General features: G+C 41.8%; 19 protein-coding genes and 1 tRNA gene. 16 read left to right on the top strand and 4 right to left on the bottom strand.

What is annotated here, in order from left to right:
* The first annotated feature begins 13 nt into the window (after window positions 1-13).
* Together NDN60_RS05945 and NDN60_RS05940 are read left to right on the top strand one after the other, a co-directional pair.
* On the top strand, window positions 14-1,090 hold the full coding sequence (locus NDN60_RS05945; RefSeq protein ID WP_076632288.1) for a glycosyltransferase: 1,077 nt from the start codon (window positions 14-16) through the stop codon (window positions 1,088-1,090).
* Between the two features lie 20 nt (window positions 1,091-1,110).
* Window positions 1,111-2,064: a glycosyltransferase gene (locus NDN60_RS05940; RefSeq protein ID WP_011375266.1), complete on the top strand. Its 954-nt coding sequence runs from the start codon at window positions 1,111-1,113 to the stop codon at window positions 2,062-2,064.
* 43 nt (window positions 2,065-2,107) lie between these two features.
* On the opposite strand, the gene NDN60_RS05935 is transcribed toward NDN60_RS05940, so the two are convergent.
* Window positions 2,108-2,836, bottom strand: coding sequence for a WecB/TagA/CpsF family glycosyltransferase (locus NDN60_RS05935; protein WP_011375265.1), 729 nt, complete (start codon window positions 2,834-2,836; stop codon window positions 2,108-2,110).
* Between the two features lie 98 nt (window positions 2,837-2,934).
* Between NDN60_RS05935 and NDN60_RS05930 the strand changes: the two genes are divergently transcribed.
* The 6 genes from NDN60_RS05930 (at window position 2,935) to NDN60_RS05905 (ending at window position 11,702) form a co-directional block, all read left to right on the top strand.
* Complete coding sequence (locus tag NDN60_RS05930; RefSeq protein ID WP_016265590.1) at window positions 2,935-4,398, top strand: nicotinate phosphoribosyltransferase; 1,464 nt, start codon at window positions 2,935-2,937, stop codon at window positions 4,396-4,398.
* A gap of 31 nt (window positions 4,399-4,429) precedes the next feature.
* Window positions 4,430-5,257, top strand: coding sequence for an ammonia-dependent NAD(+) synthetase (nadE, locus tag NDN60_RS05925; RefSeq protein WP_099947739.1), 828 nt, complete (start codon window positions 4,430-4,432; stop codon window positions 5,255-5,257).
* A gap of 364 nt (window positions 5,258-5,621) precedes the next feature.
* Window positions 5,622-8,285 (top strand): cation-translocating P-type ATPase, encoded by a 2,664-nt coding sequence (locus NDN60_RS05920; RefSeq protein ID WP_094365840.1) that lies wholly within the window; start codon window positions 5,622-5,624, stop codon window positions 8,283-8,285.
* A 284-nt stretch (window positions 8,286-8,569) separates the two neighbouring features.
* Window positions 8,570-9,004 carry a hypothetical protein gene (locus NDN60_RS05915; protein ID WP_016265587.1) on the top strand — a complete coding sequence of 145 codons (435 nt, stop codon included), beginning with the start codon at window positions 8,570-8,572 and terminating at the stop codon, window positions 9,002-9,004.
* A 65-nt stretch (window positions 9,005-9,069) separates the two neighbouring features.
* Window positions 9,070-11,247, top strand: coding sequence for a Tex family protein (locus NDN60_RS05910; RefSeq protein WP_016265586.1), 2,178 nt, complete (start codon window positions 9,070-9,072; stop codon window positions 11,245-11,247).
* A gap of 2 nt (window positions 11,248-11,249) precedes the next feature.
* Complete coding sequence (locus NDN60_RS05905) at window positions 11,250-11,702, top strand: SprT family protein (RefSeq protein ID WP_025016264.1); 453 nt, start codon at window positions 11,250-11,252, stop codon at window positions 11,700-11,702.
* 80 nt (window positions 11,703-11,782) lie between these two features.
* Here the strand turns inward: NDN60_RS05905 and NDN60_RS05900 are convergent, their stop codons facing one another.
* Window positions 11,783-12,244 (bottom strand): GNAT family N-acetyltransferase, encoded by a 462-nt coding sequence (locus tag NDN60_RS05900; protein WP_016265584.1) that lies wholly within the window; start codon window positions 12,242-12,244, stop codon window positions 11,783-11,785.
* A gap of 88 nt (window positions 12,245-12,332) precedes the next feature.
* On the opposite strand from NDN60_RS05900, the gene NDN60_RS05895 reads away from it, so the two are divergent.
* Together NDN60_RS05895 and NDN60_RS05890 are read left to right on the top strand one after the other, a co-directional pair.
* Window positions 12,333-12,417 (top strand) — tRNA-Leu (locus NDN60_RS05895).
* Between the two features lie 127 nt (window positions 12,418-12,544).
* Complete coding sequence (locus tag NDN60_RS05890) at window positions 12,545-13,138, top strand: ECF transporter S component (RefSeq protein WP_016265583.1); 594 nt, start codon at window positions 12,545-12,547, stop codon at window positions 13,136-13,138.
* A gap of 47 nt (window positions 13,139-13,185) precedes the next feature.
* On the opposite strand, the gene NDN60_RS05885 is transcribed toward NDN60_RS05890, so the two are convergent.
* Window positions 13,186-13,824 carry a lipoprotein precursor gene (locus NDN60_RS05885; RefSeq protein ID WP_016265582.1) on the bottom strand — a complete coding sequence of 213 codons (639 nt, stop codon included), beginning with the start codon at window positions 13,822-13,824 and terminating at the stop codon, window positions 13,186-13,188.
* Between the two features lie 311 nt (window positions 13,825-14,135).
* Between NDN60_RS05885 and NDN60_RS05880 the strand changes: the two genes are divergently transcribed.
* Both NDN60_RS05880 and NDN60_RS05875 read left to right on the top strand, forming a co-directional pair.
* Window positions 14,136-14,336, top strand: coding sequence for a cold-shock protein (locus NDN60_RS05880; protein ID WP_004270163.1), 201 nt, complete (start codon window positions 14,136-14,138; stop codon window positions 14,334-14,336).
* A gap of 73 nt (window positions 14,337-14,409) precedes the next feature.
* Window positions 14,410-14,871 carry a GNAT family N-acetyltransferase gene (locus NDN60_RS05875; RefSeq protein WP_016265581.1) on the top strand — a complete coding sequence of 154 codons (462 nt, stop codon included), beginning with the start codon at window positions 14,410-14,412 and terminating at the stop codon, window positions 14,869-14,871.
* Window positions 14,872-14,939: 68 nt separating this feature from the next.
* Here the strand turns inward: NDN60_RS05875 and NDN60_RS05870 are convergent, their stop codons facing one another.
* Window positions 14,940-15,926, bottom strand: coding sequence for a Gfo/Idh/MocA family protein (locus tag NDN60_RS05870; RefSeq protein ID WP_099947738.1), 987 nt, complete (start codon window positions 15,924-15,926; stop codon window positions 14,940-14,942).
* Window positions 15,927-16,083: 157 nt separating this feature from the next.
* Here NDN60_RS05870 and NDN60_RS05865 point away from each other — a divergent pair, with 157 nt between their 5' ends.
* The 4 genes from NDN60_RS05865 (at window position 16,084) to purB (ending at window position 20,058) form a co-directional block, all read left to right on the top strand.
* On the top strand, window positions 16,084-16,743 hold the full coding sequence (locus NDN60_RS05865; RefSeq protein ID WP_011375253.1) for a glycoside hydrolase family 73 protein: 660 nt from the start codon (window positions 16,084-16,086) through the stop codon (window positions 16,741-16,743).
* Between the two features lie 125 nt (window positions 16,744-16,868).
* Window positions 16,869-17,456: a xanthine phosphoribosyltransferase gene (locus NDN60_RS05860; protein ID WP_056947426.1), complete on the top strand. Its 588-nt coding sequence runs from the start codon at window positions 16,869-16,871 to the stop codon at window positions 17,454-17,456.
* A gap of 141 nt (window positions 17,457-17,597) precedes the next feature.
* Window positions 17,598-18,710 (top strand): ATP-grasp domain-containing protein, encoded by a 1,113-nt coding sequence (locus NDN60_RS05855; RefSeq protein ID WP_096584291.1) that lies wholly within the window; start codon window positions 17,598-17,600, stop codon window positions 18,708-18,710.
* A 55-nt stretch (window positions 18,711-18,765) separates the two neighbouring features.
* A complete protein-coding gene (purB, locus tag NDN60_RS05850; RefSeq protein ID WP_011375250.1) occupies window positions 18,766-20,058 on the top strand; it encodes an adenylosuccinate lyase in 1,293 nt (430 codons plus the stop codon).
* Window positions 20,059-20,106 lie beyond the last annotated feature (48 nt).

The following is a 20,106-nucleotide window of genomic DNA, read 5'->3' as shown; positions in this document are numbered from 1 at the left end:
AAAAGGTGATTACGTGAAGGTTCTTTTTGTAAACGCAGGGAATGAAACGGGCGGTGGTCGCTCACATATTATCGGTTTAATGAAGGCAATGATCGCACTTGGTAAAGATGAGCCATCATTATTAGTTTTTGAAGATGGCCCGGTTGCAGAACTAGCGCGCGCTAATCAGTTACCGGTTGAAGTGTTTGAACAACCAAAAACGTTAACCCCGCATTTCTTGAAACAACTAGCAGCGCATATCAATTCTGAAAACATCGATGTCGTGCATACGCATGGACCACGGTCTAATCTCTTCTTAGCGTTAATTCGGAAACGAATTACGGCGAAGTGGACGTTGACATTGCACACGTTACCTAAGATTGATTATCTGAATAAAGGGTTTAAAGGTAAAATTTTATTGCCGTTAAGTCTCTGGGTACTTAAAAAAGCGGATCATATCTATCTGATTGCCGAACGGTTTAGAAACAGCTTGGTACAACAAGGCATCGATACGAATAAGATGACAACTATTTTTAATGCCATTGAATTTAGTCCGGAAGTACCGACACCAGTTAAGCAACCGCAATTCACGATGATTTGTGTGGCTAGACTAACAGCGCAAAAACACCAACAGCTATTGTTAGAAGCGTTAGCGAATGTTGATTTTGAATATCAACTACACCTGATTGGCGATGGCGAACTAGAAGCAGAGTTTAAGAAGTTAGCAACAGATTATCAAATAACTGATAAGGTTCATTTTGATGGCTTTCAATCAGATGTGGCGCACTTTTATCGACACACCGATTTATCAGTTTTATCGTCAATTCACGAAGGGTTCCCAACCGTCTTGTTAGAATCTGGCAATTATGGCGTCCCTGCGATTACGACCGATGTTGGTGATAGCAAGGTAATTGTGGATAGCCCTGAATATGGCTGGGTTGTGGATAGCTTAGACTTACAAGGATATGTCAAAGCGTTAAATGAAGCTTACGCTGCTTATCAAAATAACCAATTAGTTGGCATGGGCTTAGCGTTTAATAAGCATGTTAGTCAATCATTTTCAACACGCCAGTTAGCGATTTTGATGCATGATTTGTATGCACAATTGTAGGCGTCAACAAGGAGATTACTATGGAAACACCGTTAATTAGTATTGTGATGGCCGTTTATAATGAAAAAGAAACGGAATTACGCCAGTCAATTGAATCAATTCTGAAACAGTCTTATCAAAATTTTGAGTTCATCATTGTTTTGGATAATCCTGATAATCAAGCATTGGCAGCTGTTTTAAATGAATATGCAAAAGAAGAACCGCGAATTGTTTTAATCAGCAACGAGCATAATCTAGGGTTAGCACCTAGTTTGAATCGGGGATTGAAAGCAAGTCGGGGTGATTACATTGCGCGAATGGATGCTGATGATATTGCTGTGCCAGAACGGCTAATGACTGAATTTGATTTATTGCAACAACGGCAATTGGATGTTATTGCATCATCTTCGATTCTGATTGATGAAACTAATGCCGAGATTGGTCGGCATCCACAAATGGTTGAATCAGCAGCTGCCGTTCGTGAGTTATTACAATATGATAATTTCATTGTTCATCCGAGTGTTCTGGGTAAAAAAGCAGCTTTTGAAACAGTTGGTGGCTATCAGGAACAACTAATCGCCTGTGAAGATTATGATTTGTGGTTACGAATGATCGCGGCGGGTCAGCAAATAGGTGTGACTAATGAACCGTTGATGCGTTATCGGATTAGACAAAACAGTATGACTCAAAGTGACATGTTAAAAACCTTTCTAATTTCTGGCTTTTTACGTCAGACGACTGTGTTTAGATTAACAGCGAGTGATGAAGCAATCAAAGCAAAACTGGAAGCTTACCTAACTGAAAAAGGGTTTTACGATCAACATCAAAAAGACCGCTTTAACGCTAATATTAATTTATTGAGCACTGTTAAAAAAACGAAATCAATTGGTAAGGGGCTCCAGTTTCTGGGCATCTTGCTGAGTGACGGTAATGTGAGACGGTACTATTTAGAAAAAATTCAGTACAGCCGAACATTAAAACGATTATCAAAATAAAAAAGCATTGAAGGCAAAATTAAGTTTGTCTTCAATGCTTTTTTTAGTTTTTCTTTTCTTTTTTAACCAAGCGCATGTATTCAATAAGCGCTGGGAAACGGTTCAAGCGACTTGGATGTGATGCAAAACGATAGAACCATTCTAAGTGCATTTTTTGCCAAATTTTTGGAGCCCGGCTAACAGTTCCCGATAAAACATCAAAGCTACCGCCAACACCCATCCAAATGGCGTTAACTTTGTGACGATTGGCTTCGATAAAGGTTTCTTGTTTGGGGAAGCCAAGTGCTGCCAAAATAATATTGGGTTGTGTTCGTTCGATATCGGCAACAATTTTTTGTTCTTCTTGGTCGTCAAAATAACCGTTGTGTTGGCCGACGATGGTGACGTTAGGATATTGTTTTGCAACGTTTTGGCAAGCGGCTTGTAAAACTTCTTCCTTAGCACCAAGCAAATAAACGCTATAGCTGTTTTGATTGGCAATTTCGAATAAGGCCGTCATCGTATCAAAACCGGTAATTCGTTCTGTAAGCGGCGTGCCTAACATTGTGGCGCCTTTAAGAATACCAATACCGTCTGGTGTAATGTAATCGGCTTGGCTAATCGTTTGGAAGTAATCGTTATGTTTAGTGGCATAGAGGGCAATTTCTGGATTAGCAGTAACGATAAAACGGTTTTCGTTAGCGGCTAAGTCTTTTGAAAGTTGCGCAATAAATGCTTGGTTAGTAGTATTGATAAAAGGAATATTTAAAACTGAGACTGTCGGAAATTGCATTTGTAAAACTCCTTCTCGAAATTATGCAGAACTCGCTGTTTTATTGTATAATAGCTTCAACTAAGTATACCAAATATATCTCTAATTAGGAGTGCGACATGCAAAAATTATATCCTGATGATAGTTTGTTGTTACATACAGACTTGTATCAGCTCAATATGATGTTAACTTATTTTAAAAAGGGACTCCATAATCGGACAGCGGTTTTCGAATGCTATTTCAGAAAACTACCTTTTGAAAATGGGTATGCTATTTTTGCTGGTTTGGAACATATCGTTAATTATCTTGAGAATCTCCGCTTTACCGAGAGCGATTTAGCTTATTTACGGGATGAAGTCGGTTATCCTGAAGATTTTTTGACGTATCTAGCAGAATTAGATTTTGATTTAACGGTTCGTTCAGCGGTTGAAGGCGAATTGGTCTTTGGCAATGAACCAATCATGCAAGTAGAAGGGCCACTCGCCCAATGCCAATTGATTGAAACGGCGTTATTAAATATTGTCAATTACCAAACCTTGATTGCAACCAAAGCAGCACGGATCAAATCAGTGGTCGGCAAGGATCCCGTCTTAGAATTCGGGACACGCCGGGCCCAAGAAATGGATGCTGCTTTATGGGGCACACGCGCTGCTTATATTGGTGGCTTTGATGCAACCAGTAATGTACGAGCTTCTAAAATTTTCGGGATTCCAGCAAGCGGAACACATGCGCATTCTTTAGTTCAAGCTTACCGTAACGATTACGAAGCCTTCCGGGCCTATGCTGAAACGCATCGGGACTGTGTCTTCCTTGTGGATACTTATGATACTTTGAAGAGTGGTGTGCCGAGTGCAATCCGAGTTGCGCGCGAATTCGGTAGCCGGATTAATTTCCAAGGTGTGCGGATTGATAGTGGCGATATGGCCTATATTTCCAAACGTGTGCGCCAACAATTGGATGAAGCAGGCTTCACGGACGCTAAAATTTACGCTTCTAACGATTTAGATGAAAAGACAATCCAAAACTTGAAGATGCAAGAAGCTAAAATCGATGTTTGGGGCGTTGGGACGAAGTTAATTACCGCTTACGACCAACCAGCCTTGGGCGCGGTTTATAAGTTGGTTTCAATTGAAAACTCAGATGGTAAGATGGTCGATACCATTAAATTATCAAGTAATGCTGAAAAAGTCTCAACACCAGGCCGCAAGCAAGTTTGGCGAATTACCAAACAAGTTGACGGTAAATCAGAAGGGGACTACATCACATTATGGGATGAAGATCCACTTGAACAAGATACGATTTACATGTTCCATCCTAATTACACATACATCAATAAGACCGTGACCGACTTCAATGCCCGACCAATCTTACGGACTATTTTTGAAAACGGCAAACGGGTCTATACGTTGCCTGAATTAGCGGCAATTAAGAAGTTCTGTGCTGAAAACCTTGATTCACTTTGGGATGAATACAAACGTGACTTGAATCCACAGGATTACCCAGTCGATCTATCACAACGGACTTGGGACAATAAGATGAGTTCAATCCGCAAAGTCAGAGAAGACGTTAATTTAATGCACTAGAATCGATTATTTTTGAAGGAGTATCTGGCAAATGAACGCTTTACAAGCAGAAATTATTGCAGCCTTAAAAACACAACCAACGATCGATCCCGCCAAAGAGATTCGCCAATCGGTTGATTTTATGAAGGCTTATCTAAAGAAAAATACATTCTTAAAAAGCTATGTCTTAGGCATTTCAGGCGGCCAAGATTCAACTTTAGTGGGCGCATTGGCTGAAAAAGCCATGCAAGAGATGCGGGCTGAAACTGGCGATGAAAGTTACCAATTTATCGCAGTGCGGTTACCTTATGGGGAACAAGCTGATGAATCGGATGCGATGGCCGCAATCGAATTTATGGCAGCTGATCAAGTCAAACGGGTCAATATTAAGGGCTCAGTGGACGCGATGGTTCAATCCCTTGCGGAAACTGGTGTAATTGTTAGTGACTTCAATAAGGGCAATATTAAAGCCCGCGTGCGGATGATTGCCCAATATGGCGTCGCTGGTGAAAATAGTGGTGCTGTTTTGGGAACGGATCATTCTGCCGAATCCATCACGGGTTTTTATACGAAGTTTGGTGATGGCGGCGCAGATTTAGTGCCAATCTTCAGACTCAATAAGCGTCAAGGCAAGGCCATGTTAGCCGAACTCGGTGCGCCTAAACACCTCTATGAAAAAGTACCAACGGCGGATCTTGAAGAAGACCGTCCAGCATTACCAGATGAATTAGCATTGGGCGTCACATATGATCAAATTGACGACTATTTAGAAGGTCGTCAGGTCAGTGAAGAAGCCGCAACGAAGATTGAAAACTGGTACAAAAAAACGGCCCACAAGCGTCATTTACCAATAACAATCTATGATACGTTCTGGCAATAAAACAGAGTGCGTTGTCAGTGGTTAGCTTTTGAGCATTTGCAGAACTTAGCGAATTGGTGATGAAATCACCGGTTTGATAAGTTTAGCAAAGCACAGAAAGCTACTGACAAAAGCACGTTTAGCCTTCGAGCCTAGTCTCGTAAACCAATCTAGTTATTAAAACAACTATTTACTTGCCTTTTAGATTGTCTATACCTTATAATGGGGTTAACGATAAGGGAGTAACTGGCAGCTTGTCTGCGATAACGCCACCAACAAGGCAATATTCTGGTGTTATCTTAATTAGTGAGACTTATAGGGATTTTTAGAATTCCTGTAGGTCTCTTTTTTTACCCCCAAAATCAAATTTATAGGAGGCAAGGTAATGGTCGATAAACAAACCACATTTTTTACACAATCAACAGACGCAACACTTAAAGCGCTCGCAACAACGCCACAAGGGTTAACCCAAGAACAGGTTGAAAAACGTTTGGCAGAAAATGGTCGGAATCAATTGACTGAAAAGAAACGCAAAAGTTTAGCGATTCGTTTTTTAGAACAGTTCAAAGATTTTATGATTATTGTGTTATTAGTCGCAGCAATGATCGCGGGCTTTTTAGCACATGAATGGCCAGACGCATTCATTATTCTAGCCGTTGTGATCTTAAATGCGATTTTTGGGGTTTTCCAAGAAGCAAAGGCGGAACAAGCAATTAACGCTTTAAAAGAAATGGCGACACCTGATGCACACGTTCGTCGAGATGGCGAAATCGTGACGATTAAGAGTGAAGAACTCGTAGTTGGCGATATCGTGTTGCTGGAAGCCGGCGATATTGTGCCCGCGGATCTTCGCTTACTTGAATCAGCTGCTTTGAAAATCGAAGAGTCCGCTTTAACTGGGGAATCCGTCCCAGTTGATAAGACCGTTGATACCTTGACTGATCCAGAAAGTGGGATTGGTGATCGGACCAATATGGCGTTTATGAATAGTAATGTTACTTACGGTCGTGGCGTTGGGGTTGTAACGGGGACTGGGATGCAGACCGAAGTTGGTAAAATTGCTGGGATGCTCAACCAAGCCGACGAAACAACGACGCCATTACAGATGAACTTGAGCCAATTAGGTAAGAGTTTGACGATTATGATCTTGATTATTGCTGCAATTGTTTTTGTGGTGGGTTACTTACGCCACGCACAATCACCAATTAACATGTTATTAACTGCTATTTCGTTAGCGGTCGCAGCGATTCCGGAAGGCCTACCTGCAATTGTGACGATTATCCTTGCTTTAGGGACGCAGAAGATGGTTAAAAGAAAGGCTATTGTTCGTAAGTTACCTGCAGTAGAAACACTAGGGAGTACGGATATTATTGCGTCTGATAAAACTGGGACGTTGACGATGAACCAAATGACCGTCGAAAAAATATTTACTAACAACCAATTACAAGATGCTGGCGCAACATTACCAGCGGATAATTTAACATTAAAAATCATGAATTTAGCCAATGATACTAAAATTAAGGCTGACGGTGAAATGATTGGTGATCCGACCGAAACAGCCCTAATCGCGTATGGGCGTGATAAAGATTTTGATATTAACGCAGCTTTAGCAGCCGAACCACGGGTCGCTGAAGTACCATTTGATTCAGAGCGGAAGTTGATGACCACAATTCATCAACAAGCTGATGGTCAATTCTTAATGACCACGAAAGGCGCACCGGATGAATTGCTCAAACGCGTTACGCATTATATCGACGCACAAGGCGTTGTTCAACCGATGGACGATGCAGAGCGCCAATTATTATTAGACACGAACCATGGTTTGGCAAAACAAGCCTTGCGGGTCTTAGCGTTGGCTTATAAAGTCTTACCAAGTGTGCCAGCAACGGTTGATCCAACGATTGAAACTGATTTAATTTTCGCTGGCTTAGTTGGGATGATTGATCCTGAGCGACCAGAAGCAAAACAAGCTGTAACAGATGCGCATTCAGCTGGTATCCGGACCCTAATGATTACTGGGGATCACCGCGATACAGCCGAAGCAATCGCGCTTCGTTTAGGGATTATTACCCCAGAAGAAGATGCGGATGCCGCCGTTATTACTGGCGCTGAGTTAGACCAAATGGATGATCAAGAATTCGCTAAAAAAGTTACTCAATACGCCGTTTATGCGCGGGTTGCGCCTGAACATAAAGTACGAATTGTGAAAGCTTGGCAAAAACACGGTAAGGTTGTTGCGATGACTGGTGATGGTGTCAATGATGCACCAGCCCTCAAATCAGCCGATATCGGTATTGGGATGGGGATCACCGGGACTGAAGTTTCTAAAGGGGCCAGTGATATGGTCTTAGCCGATGATAACTTCTCAACAATTGTGATTGCGGTTAAAGAAGGCCGGAAAGTCTTTGCTAATATCCAAAAATCGATTCAATATCTTTTATCAGCCAACTTGGGTGAAGTGTTAACTTTATTCATGATGACGGTTTTAGGTTGGCAAATTCTGCAACCAGTGCATATCTTGTGGATTAATTTAGTAACGGATACTTTCCCAGCGATTGCCTTGGGGGTTGAACCAACTGAACCAGGGATTATGAATCAAAAACCACGTGGGCGTAAATCAAACTTCTTCTCAGGTGGCGTGTTCCAAGCGATTATCTACCAAGGCCTATTAGAAGGTGGGATTACCTTAGCCGTTTATGCGTTAGCGATTACGTTCCCAGTGCATCAAGCAAGTGGCTTAGCTCATGCGGATGCTTTAACAATGGCGTATGCAACGTTAGGGATGATCCAACTCTTCCACGCATTCAACGTTAAATCAGTCCATCAATCAATCTTTACAGTTGGCTTCTTTAAGAATAAAGCCTTCAACTGGGCTGTTTTAGCTTCATTTATCTTATTAGCCGCAACAATCATGATTCCAGGGCTCAATGGCTTATTCCATGTCTCACACCTTGATTTATATCAATGGGGGATTGTACTAGCAGCTTCATTTATGCTAGTAGTCATCGTTGAAATCGTGAAGTTCTTCCAAAGAAGAGCTGCTAAATAATTTAAGAAAAGACCGCGATAGGCTGATGCTTAAAAAGAAATAGAACGAATAAGGTACTAACGACAAAAGTTATTTTTGTCCTTGGTGCCTTATTTAATTGTTACCTGATTGAAACGTGCTTTTTGAAACTGCCTTTTGTGCTTAGCGACGTATTGCAAATAACCGATTATATCGGTTATTTGCAACACGATGCTAATGCTCGAAGTCAAATGCGTTTCAAACGCACTCTTGCAAGCCGATACCAGAATTAGTATACTGAAGCATAGGAAACTAGGAGGATTAACATGAATAAAACACAACAAAAGTTGGCTAAATACGGCCAAGCTGTTAACGATTTAATCGACAATACTGAAAAAGTGCAAGAAGGCATGAGTAAATATTTCGTCCCTTTAAAAGCGGCCGTTGCTGATGGTAAGTTAGCTGAAATGAGCGAACAGGATTACCAAAAGACAGCCCAAATCTTCAGAGACGGTGTGGATCAATACCACGAATTCTTAGCACAATTTAAGACAGCCGTTGCCCCAGCTCGTTTAATGGGGAACAACCAACGTTTAATCGGTGCTTATACTGATTTCGTTCAAGGTTGCGAAGATTTAATTACAAGCATGCATGATGATCAAACAGTTGATATGCAAGCTTTTGCTGCTTCAGAAATGAACCAAGACAAAGCAACAGAACGAATTTCTAAGTATATCCAAAACATCTCAAAAATTGCTTAGATCAACTCATGACAGTTCCCAAGACGGGTGCTGTTTTTTTATTGAAGATAAAGGTAGGGACGCACATGACTGATATTCAACAACTTGTCACCAAACAACTGACGCAATATCGACCACAACAAATTAATGCCGTGTTAACCTTATTAGACGAAGGTAACACCGTACCGTTTGTGGCGCGCTATCGTAAGGAAAGGACTGGTAGTTTAGACGAAGTTCAAATTCGCGAAATCGAACACACCTTCCAATACTTAACAACGCTTGAAAAACGGAAGACCGATATTATCAAGAATATTGCCGAACAAGCTAAGTTAACGCCGGTTTTACAAAAGCAAATCGAAGCCGCTAGCCAATTACAAGTGCTTGAGGATTTATACCTGCCTTATAAGCAAAAACGGCGGACAAAGGCGACGATTGCTAAAGAAGCTGGGTTAGAACCGTTTGCCAACCTGATTGCGCAATTACCGAACTTTTCAGAACAAGTCCTCCTGGAAAAAGCGGCCGATTATCTTAACCCAGACCAAAAGATTATCGATACAGATGCTGTTTTAGCGGGTGTGCATGAAATTATCGCTGAAAATATTAGTGAAACAGCTACTTTCCGTGACTGGACACGACAATACACCCGTCAAAACGGGCAAATTGTGAGTCAGGTGAAAGATGCCGACAGCGATGATAAGCAAGTTTATCAAATCTATTATGATTTCTCAGCACCGATTAATAAGATTGCGGAACATCAATATTTAGCGATTAATCGTGGCGAACACGAAGGTATCTTGAAGGTGAAGCTAGAAGTTGCCGAAAATATGATCGTTGGACATATTGCTCAAGCCGTTATTCATGGTCAAGACTCAGCTGCCGCCCAAATTATTAAGACAGCTATTGAAGATGCCTATAAACGGTTCATTGGCCCGGCCATTGAACGTGAATTGCGGAAGCAGTTAAAAGAAAAGGCTGATCAACAAGCAATTGCCGTCTTTGGCGATAATTTAAAGCATCTTTTATTACAACCGCCTTTGAAAGGCAAAGTTGTTTTAGGTTTTGACCCTGCTTACCGAACAGGCTGTAAATTAGCCGTTGTCGATGGGACTGGAAAATTTCTAGATAAATTAGTGATCTATCCGCATAAACCAGCTGCAGCGCCTAAACGAGCAGCAGCTGCCGATGAATTCAAGCAATTCCTTGAAAAATATAATGTTGAAATGATTGCAATCGGGAATGGGACTGCTAGTCGTGAATCTGAAGAATTTGTGGCATCAGTTTTAAAAACCATTTCCCGGGAAATCTTTTACGTGATTGTCAACGAAGCAGGGGCTTCCGTTTATTCAGCAAGTGATACAGCGCGGGCTGAATTCCCAGATCTACATGTTGAAGAGCGGAGTGCGATTAGTATCGCACGGCGCTTACAAGATCCCTTAGCAGAATTGATTAAGATTGATCCACAAGCAGTCGGTGTCGGGCAATACCAACACGATGTTGCCCAAAAGGAATTGACGACGCAATTAGACGTAGTCATTGAAGATGTTGTCAATAGCGTAGGGGTTAACTTGAACACCGCTAGCCCACAACTCTTGCAACATATTTCTGGGTTATCAGCGACGACTGCCCAAAATATTGTCCAATACCGTAACGAAAACGGCTTATATCAAAAACGCAGTGAATTGAAGAAAGTGCCGCGCTTAGGCCCTAAGGCATTCGAACAAGCCGTTGGGTTCTTGCGAATCATCGGTGGCGACAACCCATTAGACAATACGGATATTCATCCTGAAAGCTATCCAGTAGCCAAGGCGATTTTAAAATCGTTGGGTGTCACTTTGGAGGCTTTAGGAACACCAGAATTATCAGCAGCAATTAAGCAATTAACAGTGACTGATTTGGCGACCGAATTAGCGGTCGGCTCTGAAACACTTGAAGATATCTTAAGCGGTTTACAAAAACCAGGTCGGGATTTGCGGGATCAAATGACAGCACCACTGCTACGGCATGATGTCTTAACCCTCGCCGATTTGAAACCGAACATGGCCCTAGAAGGAACCGTGCGGAATGTCATTGATTTCGGTGCTTTTGTGGATATCGGTGTTAAACATGATGGCTTAGTTCATATTTCGCAATTGGCCAATCACTTTGTTAAACATCCATCTGATGAAGTTTCAGTCGGTGATGTTGTTCAGGTTTGGGTCTTAAGCGTCGATCAAGAACGTGAACGGGTTCAATTGACGATGAAGGCGCCTAAAGCAACTGATTAATGATGACGGATCAAGAATTAACGCAACTCATTCAAAATATTTCAGTAACCACGTTTAATCGCCCGTTTAGCCACCAAGCAAATTTTAATCGGCGCTTAAAAACAACAGGGGGTCGTTATCATCTGCAAGACCACCACATCGACATTAACCCGTTGATGGTTGCCCAAGGACAGGCTGTTTTAGAAGGCATTATTAAACATGAGCTGTGTCATTACCACCTGCATTTATTGCACCGTGGGTATCGGCATCGAGACCATGATTTTAAGCGGCTTTTACAACAGGTTGGTGGTGCGCGCTTTGCACCACCGGTCACGGCTAAAAAGGCACCACAAAAACGACTAGCCTATCAATGCACCAAATGTGGCCAGTTGTATCAACGACAACGGCATATCAATACAACGCGTTATGTCTGTCGTCGTTGCCATGGTCATTTAAAATTAGTAAAAGAAATTTAAAAAAAGAAGTGTGCCATAAGTATTGAGAGATTAAAAACAGGCCCTGAGACAAAAATAATTTTGTCCCAGGGCCTGTTTTTTTAAACTTGTCGGAGCGTTTGGTTTTGTGTCACAAAGCCTAATTTTTGGTAGAGTTGCAGGGCGGATTGGTTATTGCCCAAGACGGTTAGCTCCAAAAAGGCGAGTTGTTTTTCTTTTTGCCAAGTACGGGCTTTTGCAAGTAACGCCGTTGCAATTCCTTGGCGACGATAGTCAGGATGGACGTATAATGCAGTGACGTAGGCAAATTGATGGCTGATAAAGAGATTGGAAGGACTAGTTTGTGCTGTGGTAACGTGACAAAAACCCGTTATCTGATCCTGATTGCGAGTGATATAGACAGTTTGGCGTTTGTCTTCAACCATCATTTTCCAGGTGAAGAAATCAGGACTGCTCTTTTCTTGATAATTAGTCGGCTGGAATGCGTGCATTTCAGTTGTTAAAGCTTGATAAAGCGTTGTTAAGGCACCAATATCGGTTAAATTAGCGGTTTCGATAAACATTTTTGGCCTCCAGAGCGATTTTTTGTTGACTTCAATTCGGGTTTCTCTTATACTAATGTACGTGGCTTAAAGTCATAAAGCAAGTATCGCGGGTGTGGCGGAATGGCAGACGCGCAAGATTAAGGATCTTGTCGGGAATTTTCCCGGTGGAAGTTCGAGTCTTCTCACCCGCATATGATAACAAGTTAAACGATACCGTTAGCGGTGTCGTTTTTTTGTGTCCTAATTAAGTTTGAGAATTGAATTCAATTTCGTAAATCGCTATAATGGGCAATAAGTTAATGGGAGAGGTAAGTAGAGATGACACGTAATTCATCAGCGTATAAGATCAGCATTCTAGCGATTCTAACGGCATTGTTAATGATTCAGAGTTTTGTACCGATGGTTGGTTATATTTATATTCTACCAGGGTTACCCGGCGTCACCACGATGCATTTAACCGTCATCATTGGGGCGATTATTTTAGGTACTCGTGGCGGCGCAACTCTAGGTGCAATCTGGGGGACATTATCCCTGATTCACGCCTATACAGCGCCAGTCGATGCATTAACCTTATTGATCTTCCAAAACCCGGTAATCGCTATTTTACCGCGTTTGATGGTGGGGTTAGTCGCCGGATTATTATATCAACACTTACACAATACTAAAGCGGGACAACGGGGCTCGATGGCAATCGCCGCTTCCTTTGGCACCATCGTTAATACGACGTTAGTTATTCTATTGACGTGGGCCTTTTATAGCCAACAAGCAGCCGGTATTTATAAAACGGACGTCAGTCACTTAATTATCGTGATGCTGAGTGCCGTAGCGATTAATGCCTTGATGGAAATAGCCCTAGCGGTGATTGTGACACCGTTTGTGGCCAAGCCATTATTAAGATTTAAGCGCGAATAAAAAGAGTCGGGACAAAAGTAATTTTTGTCCCGACTCTTTTTTAGTGGCTAGTCCAATTGTTTTTGAACCTTCTTAGCCTGTGCAGTGACCGTATTAATATTAACCTTAGCGATTTCGGCTTGTTGGTAAATAGCACTATAATATTGATTCAAGCGGTTGATAGGCGCTGCTAAATCATCCGCGTGTGCATCGGCCGATGTGTGATCGGCATAGAAGTCGGTTTCGGCTGTGGCAGCGGCGTCGTAGAAATTCGAAAGCGTTGTGTAATCAAGTGCGGATAGTTTCAAGCTTTGATTTAAATCCTTGATGAATTCAATGGGCAATTCGTCGCTTTCTTGATTAGCAATTTTAATCAGGCGCTTAACGACCGGCTTTAATTCAGCTTGTTGTGTTTTAAGCGTCTTGTAAGCTTCTGCTCGTGAAGCGGCAGTTTGTGCTATTTTAGACCCCTTAACATCTAGGAGGTTTTGATCTGGATATTTTGCTTGGATTTTAAGGTAGCTATCCGGTACGCCCTGGTCGGCATCCTCTAGAGTGCTGAGTGCCGTTTGTTGGGTTTTAGAAATCTGCAAAATAGTGTTGAGGTCGTCTTTGACCTGCTGTTTTGTATCGAGCGGTTTTTCGCAACCGGCTAGTAAGAATAGTAGCCCCAAAATGGGGAGTAATCGTTTTAGTATTTTTAGCATTGTCAGGCACTCCAGTAGTTAAATTCGTTAACTTCATCTTAGCGTAAATACGTCTAAAAGCCAACCGTTTGCCATGGTAGATAACAGAAAAACGTCAATTTAATGGAAAGTATAAAAGTTCGGTTATCGTAGAAAGAAAACGGTTTATTTTTTAGTGTTTAGGGTTGTTTCTCTTTTTTTCATGTGTTACACTATGTTTGTACTTTTTGACAGGTTATGGTTCGAATGTTTCCAAAAGAACTTTCTTCCATCGCACCGACAGAAATACACAAATTTATAACGTGTCTAACGACACAAGGAGGAGTTTTCTCATGGAAAACGGAACTGTAAAATGGTTTAACGCAGAAAAAGGTTATGGCTTTGTAACTCGCGAAGATGGTAGTGATGTATTCGTACATTTCTCAGCTATCCAAGGTGAAGGCTACAAGACTCTTGAAGAAGGTCAAAGCGTTTCTTTCGATATCGAAGAAAGCGATCGTGGACCACAAGCCGTTAACGTAAACAAAAACTAATTTATAAATATTAGTCGTGGATCAACTGTCAATCAGTTGGTCCTTTTTTTATGGGCTAAAGAAAGGCGGCAAGATGTTAGATTATCAAATGATTGCACCAAACGAGCGTGAGGATTACTTACCTTATTTACGACTAGCAGATGAAGAAGTCGGGATGATTCGTCGTTATTTAAATGACGGTCAGCTCTACAGTCTTCCTTTAGCCGGCCAATCAACCGTAATTGGCGTTATGCATGTGACGTTTGCCAAACAGGGACAAGTCGAATTGAAGAATATCGCTTTATTACCAGCTTATCGGGGACAAGGTTATGGGCAACAAGCACTCGGTGATTTGAAACAGATGATGGCTGACTTAGGGTATCGAACATTGCTAGTGGGCACTGGGGATGGTAGCTTAGCGGCAATTGCCTTCTATCTACGCCAGGGATTTCGCTTTGATCATATTCGTAAAGGCTTTTTTGAACAATATCAAGCACCAATTATCGAAAATGGGATTCAATTGCAGGATATGGTGGTTTTGCGTCAACCACTATAAGAAGGCAATATAAAAAGGACTAAGACAAAATTGCTTTTGGTCCTAGTCCTTTTTAATCATTAACCCTTTTAATTTAAGTCTGAAGGTTGTTCAAACGGGTAAACAAACCCCCATTGGGCGCGAGCGTCGGTCATAATGTCCATGACGTCGCTAGTTAGGGCGAGTGTGTCATTTGCTTGATGACCTCGAACAACTTCTTGGAAGTCGTGTAATTCGTAGTTCATGGCGTTGGTAGCATCGCCCGCTTGAATGATTTGAGTAGTACCATCAGGGAAGGTCAATTGGGCCTTGTCTGGTCGTGGATAATCATCGACGGTCACATAACCTTTTTCATAAACCAGCACGCCTTGTTTAGGCATCTTCGCGTGAAGGTTAAGCGTGACCGTCACCATTTCTTGATGGGCATTGTTAAGGAGGAGTGTTGATTGTTGATCGACACCAGATTCTGATGGCACCCACTGTGCGGCAATCAATTCTGGTTTAGCACTCAGCATCCGCCGTGCAAATGCGAGGGCGTAAACACCGATATCTAACATCGCACCACCGGCTAATTCAGGATTGAAAAAGCGATTGGTTGGATCAAGTTCTTTGAAGCTTCCGAAAGTGATTTGAATTGATTTTAGGGCCCCTAAATCTTGGGCAACTTGTTGACGTTCAATTTCTGCAAAAAGCGGCATATGATAAATTGTCATGGCTTCAGCCAAGATTAAATGTTTTTCAGCGGCGAGCGCTTTAGCCGCATTTAATTCACGCCGATTCATCGTGATGGCTTTTTCGCAAAAGACATGTTTACCAGCGTTTAAGCTCGCCATAATGCCATCAAAGTGATAGTTGTGAGGTGTGGCGACGTAGATAATATCAATGGCAGGGTCGGCCAACATCTCAGCGTAGCTACCATAAGCATGGGGAATATGATACTGTTGGGTGAAGGCGTTTGCCTTTTCTAATGAACGAGAAGCAGCACCATAGATTTGGCCGTCCGGTTGGTTGAAGTAAGTTGCAAAACTACCGGCGATATTGCCAAGGCCCATAATGCCCCAGTTAAGAGTTGTCAAATGAATCAGTCCTTTACTATCGTAATCGGTTCTAAACGATATTATAACAATAAAAAAACAAAATAGGAATTAAAGGCAATTAAGCAGATTAATCATTGGGCTTCAGGTTAAATTTGTGTACAATATAGAATAGATTGAATGAAGTAGAGGCAGATTAGTGGCGAAGAAGAAAAAACGACGCACAACGAAAAAATGGTACAGCACTAAAAAGAGACAACCGACAGAATGGCTAGTCGTCCTGCTGGGCGTTTTATTTGTTTTGGGAGTTGGCTTAGTCCTGTATATTCAATATACCGGTGCGCAGACCCAAGAGCGCTTAGCAAACGAGGCCAAACAAGAAGAGTTGGCTAAAGTGAAGAAGAAAAAAGAATTTATTAACCAATTAGCGCCTTATGCGCAAGAATTACAACAAAAATACCACGTCCTCTCTAGTATCACACTGGCCCAAGCCATCTTAGAAAGTGATTGGGGTAAAAGCTCGCTAGCAGCGGATTACCATAACTATTTTGGGATTAAAGGCGACGACCCGGATAATACCAAAGAGATGACCACTAAGGAATACTTGAACGGCCAATGGGTGACGACTACCGCGCGCTTTCGGGTTTACCGTGACTATCGCGAGTCTATGTTAGATCACGTCTTACTTTTTGCACATGGAACGTCTTGGGATCATAATCATTACCAACACGTTGTGGCAGCTACCAATTATACGCAAGCTGCCCAGGCGCTCAAACAAGATGGGTACGCAACGGATCCTAATTATCCGGAGAAGTTAATCGAACTTGTCAAAACCTATCGATTGGACCAATTTGATTGATAAACACCGTAAATAATTTTGTTTATGATAATAAATCTTGAAAAGTCTTAATTAAAGTTGTCGCTAGCTTTTATTTGTGGTAACCTATTTTTAATTCAATTTCAGAAAACAAGGGAGTGCTTGGTGTGCGGTTATTAGAGGAACGTATTAAAAAAGATGGTCAGGTTTTAGGAGAAGATGTATTGAAGGTTGATAACTTCTTAAATCATCAAGTTGATCCAGAACTCATGGCAGCAATGGGTGAAGAGTTTAAACGATTATTTGAAGGTGCCCCAATTACTAAAATCCTAACGGTTGAATCATCAGGCATTGCCCCAGCAGTCTTTGCTGGTCTTGCTTTCCACGTTCCCGTTGTTTTTGCACGTAAGCACAAGAGTTTAACACTCCAAGATAATATGTATAGCGCAACTGTTTATTCATATACGAAGAAGGTTAACAACCATATTTCAATTTCTAAGAAATTCTTGAACGAAAACGATCGTGTTTTAGTGATTGATGATTTCTTAGCAAATGGTCAAGCGGTTGAAGGCTTATTAGAAATTATCGACCAAGCTGGCGCCCAACTTGAAGGGGTCGGCATTGTCATCGAAAAAACATTCCAAAAAGGTCGCGAGTTATTAGATCAACGCGGCATTCACGTTGAATCATTAGCACGGATTGCTGCTTTTGAACAAGGCGAAGTGGTCTTCCTAGACGAAAATAACGAAAATTAATTTGAAAAAGGCCAGTGATGGTCTTTTTTTGTGCGAAAAATATCAAGATTTAGTTAAAGTACTAGGTAGTTAGGGATAGAATTCGCTATAATAGAAGTATCTGAGAATTGAAGTCATGTGCATAAGAAAGTAGGTAGAAAGATGCCAGTTATTTATCCGGGTCAAACGATTGGAATTATTGGAAATGATCAACGTGCGTACATGTTGGCTTTAAAAGCTAAGGAAATGGGCTACCGCGTTGCGGCAATTGTCACCGAACAGACACAAGATTCATCATTAGCCGCAGTACTTGATATTCAGATTGAAGGCGATCCACAGCAATACGAAACACTCGCACGTTTAGGCGATTGTTGCCAGGTGCTCACGTATACGGATGAATCGCTCGATGAAACACTACTAGAACAGTTGGTTCAAGATTACAATGTCCCACAAGGTAGCGATGCGCTCTCAATGACGCAAGATCGTTACCTCGAGAAGGTCTTTTTGAGTGATCTCAATATCAATATCTCACCATATGTGACGGTGGTTGATAAGACGGATATTGAACAAGGGGTTGATTCAATTGGCTATCCCTGTATTTTAAAACCGATTCAACGCGGCTTCGGTCGGCAATATCATCAATACCTTGAATCACCAGCCGATTTGGCCAAGATGGATGATACGTTGGAATTGGGTGCCTACTTATTAGAATCATGGGTCCCTAAACAACAAGAATTGGCCGTGATGGTTGCCAAGGATTATGAAGGCCAAGTTGTCACGTTACCGATTATTGAAAATCAGATGCAAGACCAAGATTTACAATTATCAATTACGCCGGCACGCATCGATCAAGATGTCGCAGAAGAAATTGAACGCTTAGCGACTGTGATTGGGCAAAACCTAGATTATATGGGCATCTTCGGGATTGAATTCTTCTTGACCGCGGATATGAACATCTACGTTAAGCGAATTGTCACCGCACCACATGAAACTGGGGATGTGCTTAACCGCATTTTGAACTTTTCACAATATGAATACCACTTAAAGGCGATTTGCCAGTTAGCAATTGGCCCTTCACGCTTAAATAATGCGGGTGTTTGTTTAAGAACAACGCCAGAACAATGGCCACTGATTCAAACACAAATGAAGATTAAGCCGGATTGGTATTTCAATCGTTGCCAGACAATTGGTGCGCAAGAAAGTGGTTATATCACAGCTGTAGGGCATAATATTCAACCACTATTAGATAATTTTGAAGCAGCGGAATTAATTTAAAAAGAAATCGACCGTTAGTTGATGCTTTCAACTGAACGTATTTGGAGGAAGAAACATGTTAGAACGTTATACACGCCCAGAAATGGGTGCCATCTGGACTACTGAGAATCGCTACCAAGCTTGGCTAGAAGTTGAGATTTTAGCCGTAGAAGCCTGGGCTAAATTAGGCGATATTCCAGCGGAAGACGCCGCTAAAGTGCGCGCTAATGCGAGCTTTGACGTTGAAGAAATTAACCGCCTAGAAGCAATTACACATCATGATGTGGTCGCCTTTACTCGCGCAGTTTCAGAATCATTGGGTGCCGAAAAGAAATGGGTGCACTACGGTTTAACGTCTACAGATGTTGTTGATACAGCACAAGGCTATATTTTAAAACAAGCCAACGACTTAATTCGGGCCGATATCGAACGGTTTATGGCCGTTTTGAAACAAAAAGCTTACGAATATCAAAATACGGTGATGATTGGCCGGACACACGGTGTGCATGCTGAACCAACGACTTTCGGTTTGAAATTGGCGACTTGGTATGCTGAAATGAAACGGAATCAAGAACGTTTTGAACGGGCTGCAGCAGGCGTTGAAGCTGGTAAAATCAGTGGGGCAGTCGGTACTTTTGCGAATATCTCACCAGAAATCGAAGCTTACGTGACAGAAAATCTTGGTATTCGGGCGCAAGATATTTCAACACAAGTCTTGCCACGTGATTTGCATGCCGATTACATTAATACAATGGCAGTTGTCGCAACATCAATCGAACATTTTGCCACTGAAATTCGTCATTTACAACGTACCGAAGTTCGCGAAGTGGAAGAATTCTTTGCTAAAGGTCAAAAGGGCTCTTCAGCAATGCCGCATAAACGTAATCCAATCAGTTCTGAAAACGTTAGTGGCTTAGCCCGCGTCATTCGCGGTCATGTCATCACGGGGATGGAAGATGTTTCATTATGGCATGAACGGGATATTTCACATAGTTCAGCAGAACGGATTATCTTGCCAGATACGACGATTTTATTAGATTACATCTTAAACCGGTTCACACGGATTATTGAAAAATTAACTGTTTTCCCAGAAAAAATGAAAGCCGACATGAATTTAACGCACGGCTTGATTTACAGCCAACGGGTCTTATTGAAGTTAGTTGATTCTGGGTTAAGCCGAGAAGCAGCTTATGATTTGGTACAACCAAAAACAGCCCTTGCATGGGATGAGCAAAAAGATTTCCGTCAATTACTAGAAGCAGATCCAAAGGTCATGGTGCAATTAACACCAGCGGAAATGGACGACGCTTTCGACTACCACTGGCACCTCAGCCAAGTGCAAACAATTTTTGACAGAGTATTTAAATAAGAGTGGTTTTGCCAACGGGTAGGCTCTGAATCTTAATAAAAACAAAAA

It is taken from the genome of Latilactobacillus sp., assembly GCF_033176295.1.
GTDB classification, from domain to species: domain Bacteria; phylum Bacillota; class Bacilli; order Lactobacillales; family Lactobacillaceae; genus Latilactobacillus; species Latilactobacillus sakei.
The sequence above is the reverse complement of the archived record's forward strand: the minus strand, read 5'-3'. Positions and strand labels throughout refer to the sequence as shown.

Bases quoted from the DNA above. Each gene is read 5' to 3' on its own strand.
- NDN60_RS05910 (WP_016265586.1), top strand. From the start codon at position 9,070: ATGACTGATATTCAACAACTTGTCACCAAACAACTGACGCAATATCGA.
- NDN60_RS05880 (WP_004270163.1), top strand. From the start codon at position 14,136: ATGGAAAACGGAACTGTAAAATGGTTTAACGCAGAAAAAGGTTATGGC.
- NDN60_RS05905 (WP_025016264.1), top strand. From the start codon at position 11,250: ATGACGGATCAAGAATTAACGCAACTCATTCAAAATATTTCAGTAACC.
- NDN60_RS05890 (WP_016265583.1), top strand. From the start codon at position 12,545: ATGACACGTAATTCATCAGCGTATAAGATCAGCATTCTAGCGATTCTA.
- nadE (WP_099947739.1), top strand. From the start codon at position 4,430: ATGAACGCTTTACAAGCAGAAATTATTGCAGCCTTAAAAACACAACCA.
- purB (WP_011375250.1), top strand. From the start codon at position 18,766: ATGTTAGAACGTTATACACGCCCAGAAATGGGTGCCATCTGGACTACT.
- NDN60_RS05875 (WP_016265581.1), top strand. From the start codon at position 14,410: ATGTTAGATTATCAAATGATTGCACCAAACGAGCGTGAGGATTACTTA.
- NDN60_RS05940 (WP_011375266.1), top strand. From the start codon at position 1,111: ATGGAAACACCGTTAATTAGTATTGTGATGGCCGTTTATAATGAAAAA.
- NDN60_RS05855 (WP_096584291.1), top strand. From the start codon at position 17,598: ATGCCAGTTATTTATCCGGGTCAAACGATTGGAATTATTGGAAATGAT.
- NDN60_RS05920 (WP_094365840.1), top strand. From the start codon at position 5,622: ATGGTCGATAAACAAACCACATTTTTTACACAATCAACAGACGCAACA.
- NDN60_RS05930 (WP_016265590.1), top strand. From the start codon at position 2,935: ATGCAAAAATTATATCCTGATGATAGTTTGTTGTTACATACAGACTTG.
- NDN60_RS05915 (WP_016265587.1), top strand. From the start codon at position 8,570: ATGAATAAAACACAACAAAAGTTGGCTAAATACGGCCAAGCTGTTAAC.
- NDN60_RS05900 (WP_016265584.1), bottom strand. From the start codon at position 12,244: ATGTTTATCGAAACCGCTAATTTAACCGATATTGGTGCCTTAACAACG.
- NDN60_RS05885 (WP_016265582.1), bottom strand. From the start codon at position 13,824: ATGCTAAAAATACTAAAACGATTACTCCCCATTTTGGGGCTACTATTC.
- NDN60_RS05935 (WP_011375265.1), bottom strand. From the start codon at position 2,836: ATGCAATTTCCGACAGTCTCAGTTTTAAATATTCCTTTTATCAATACT.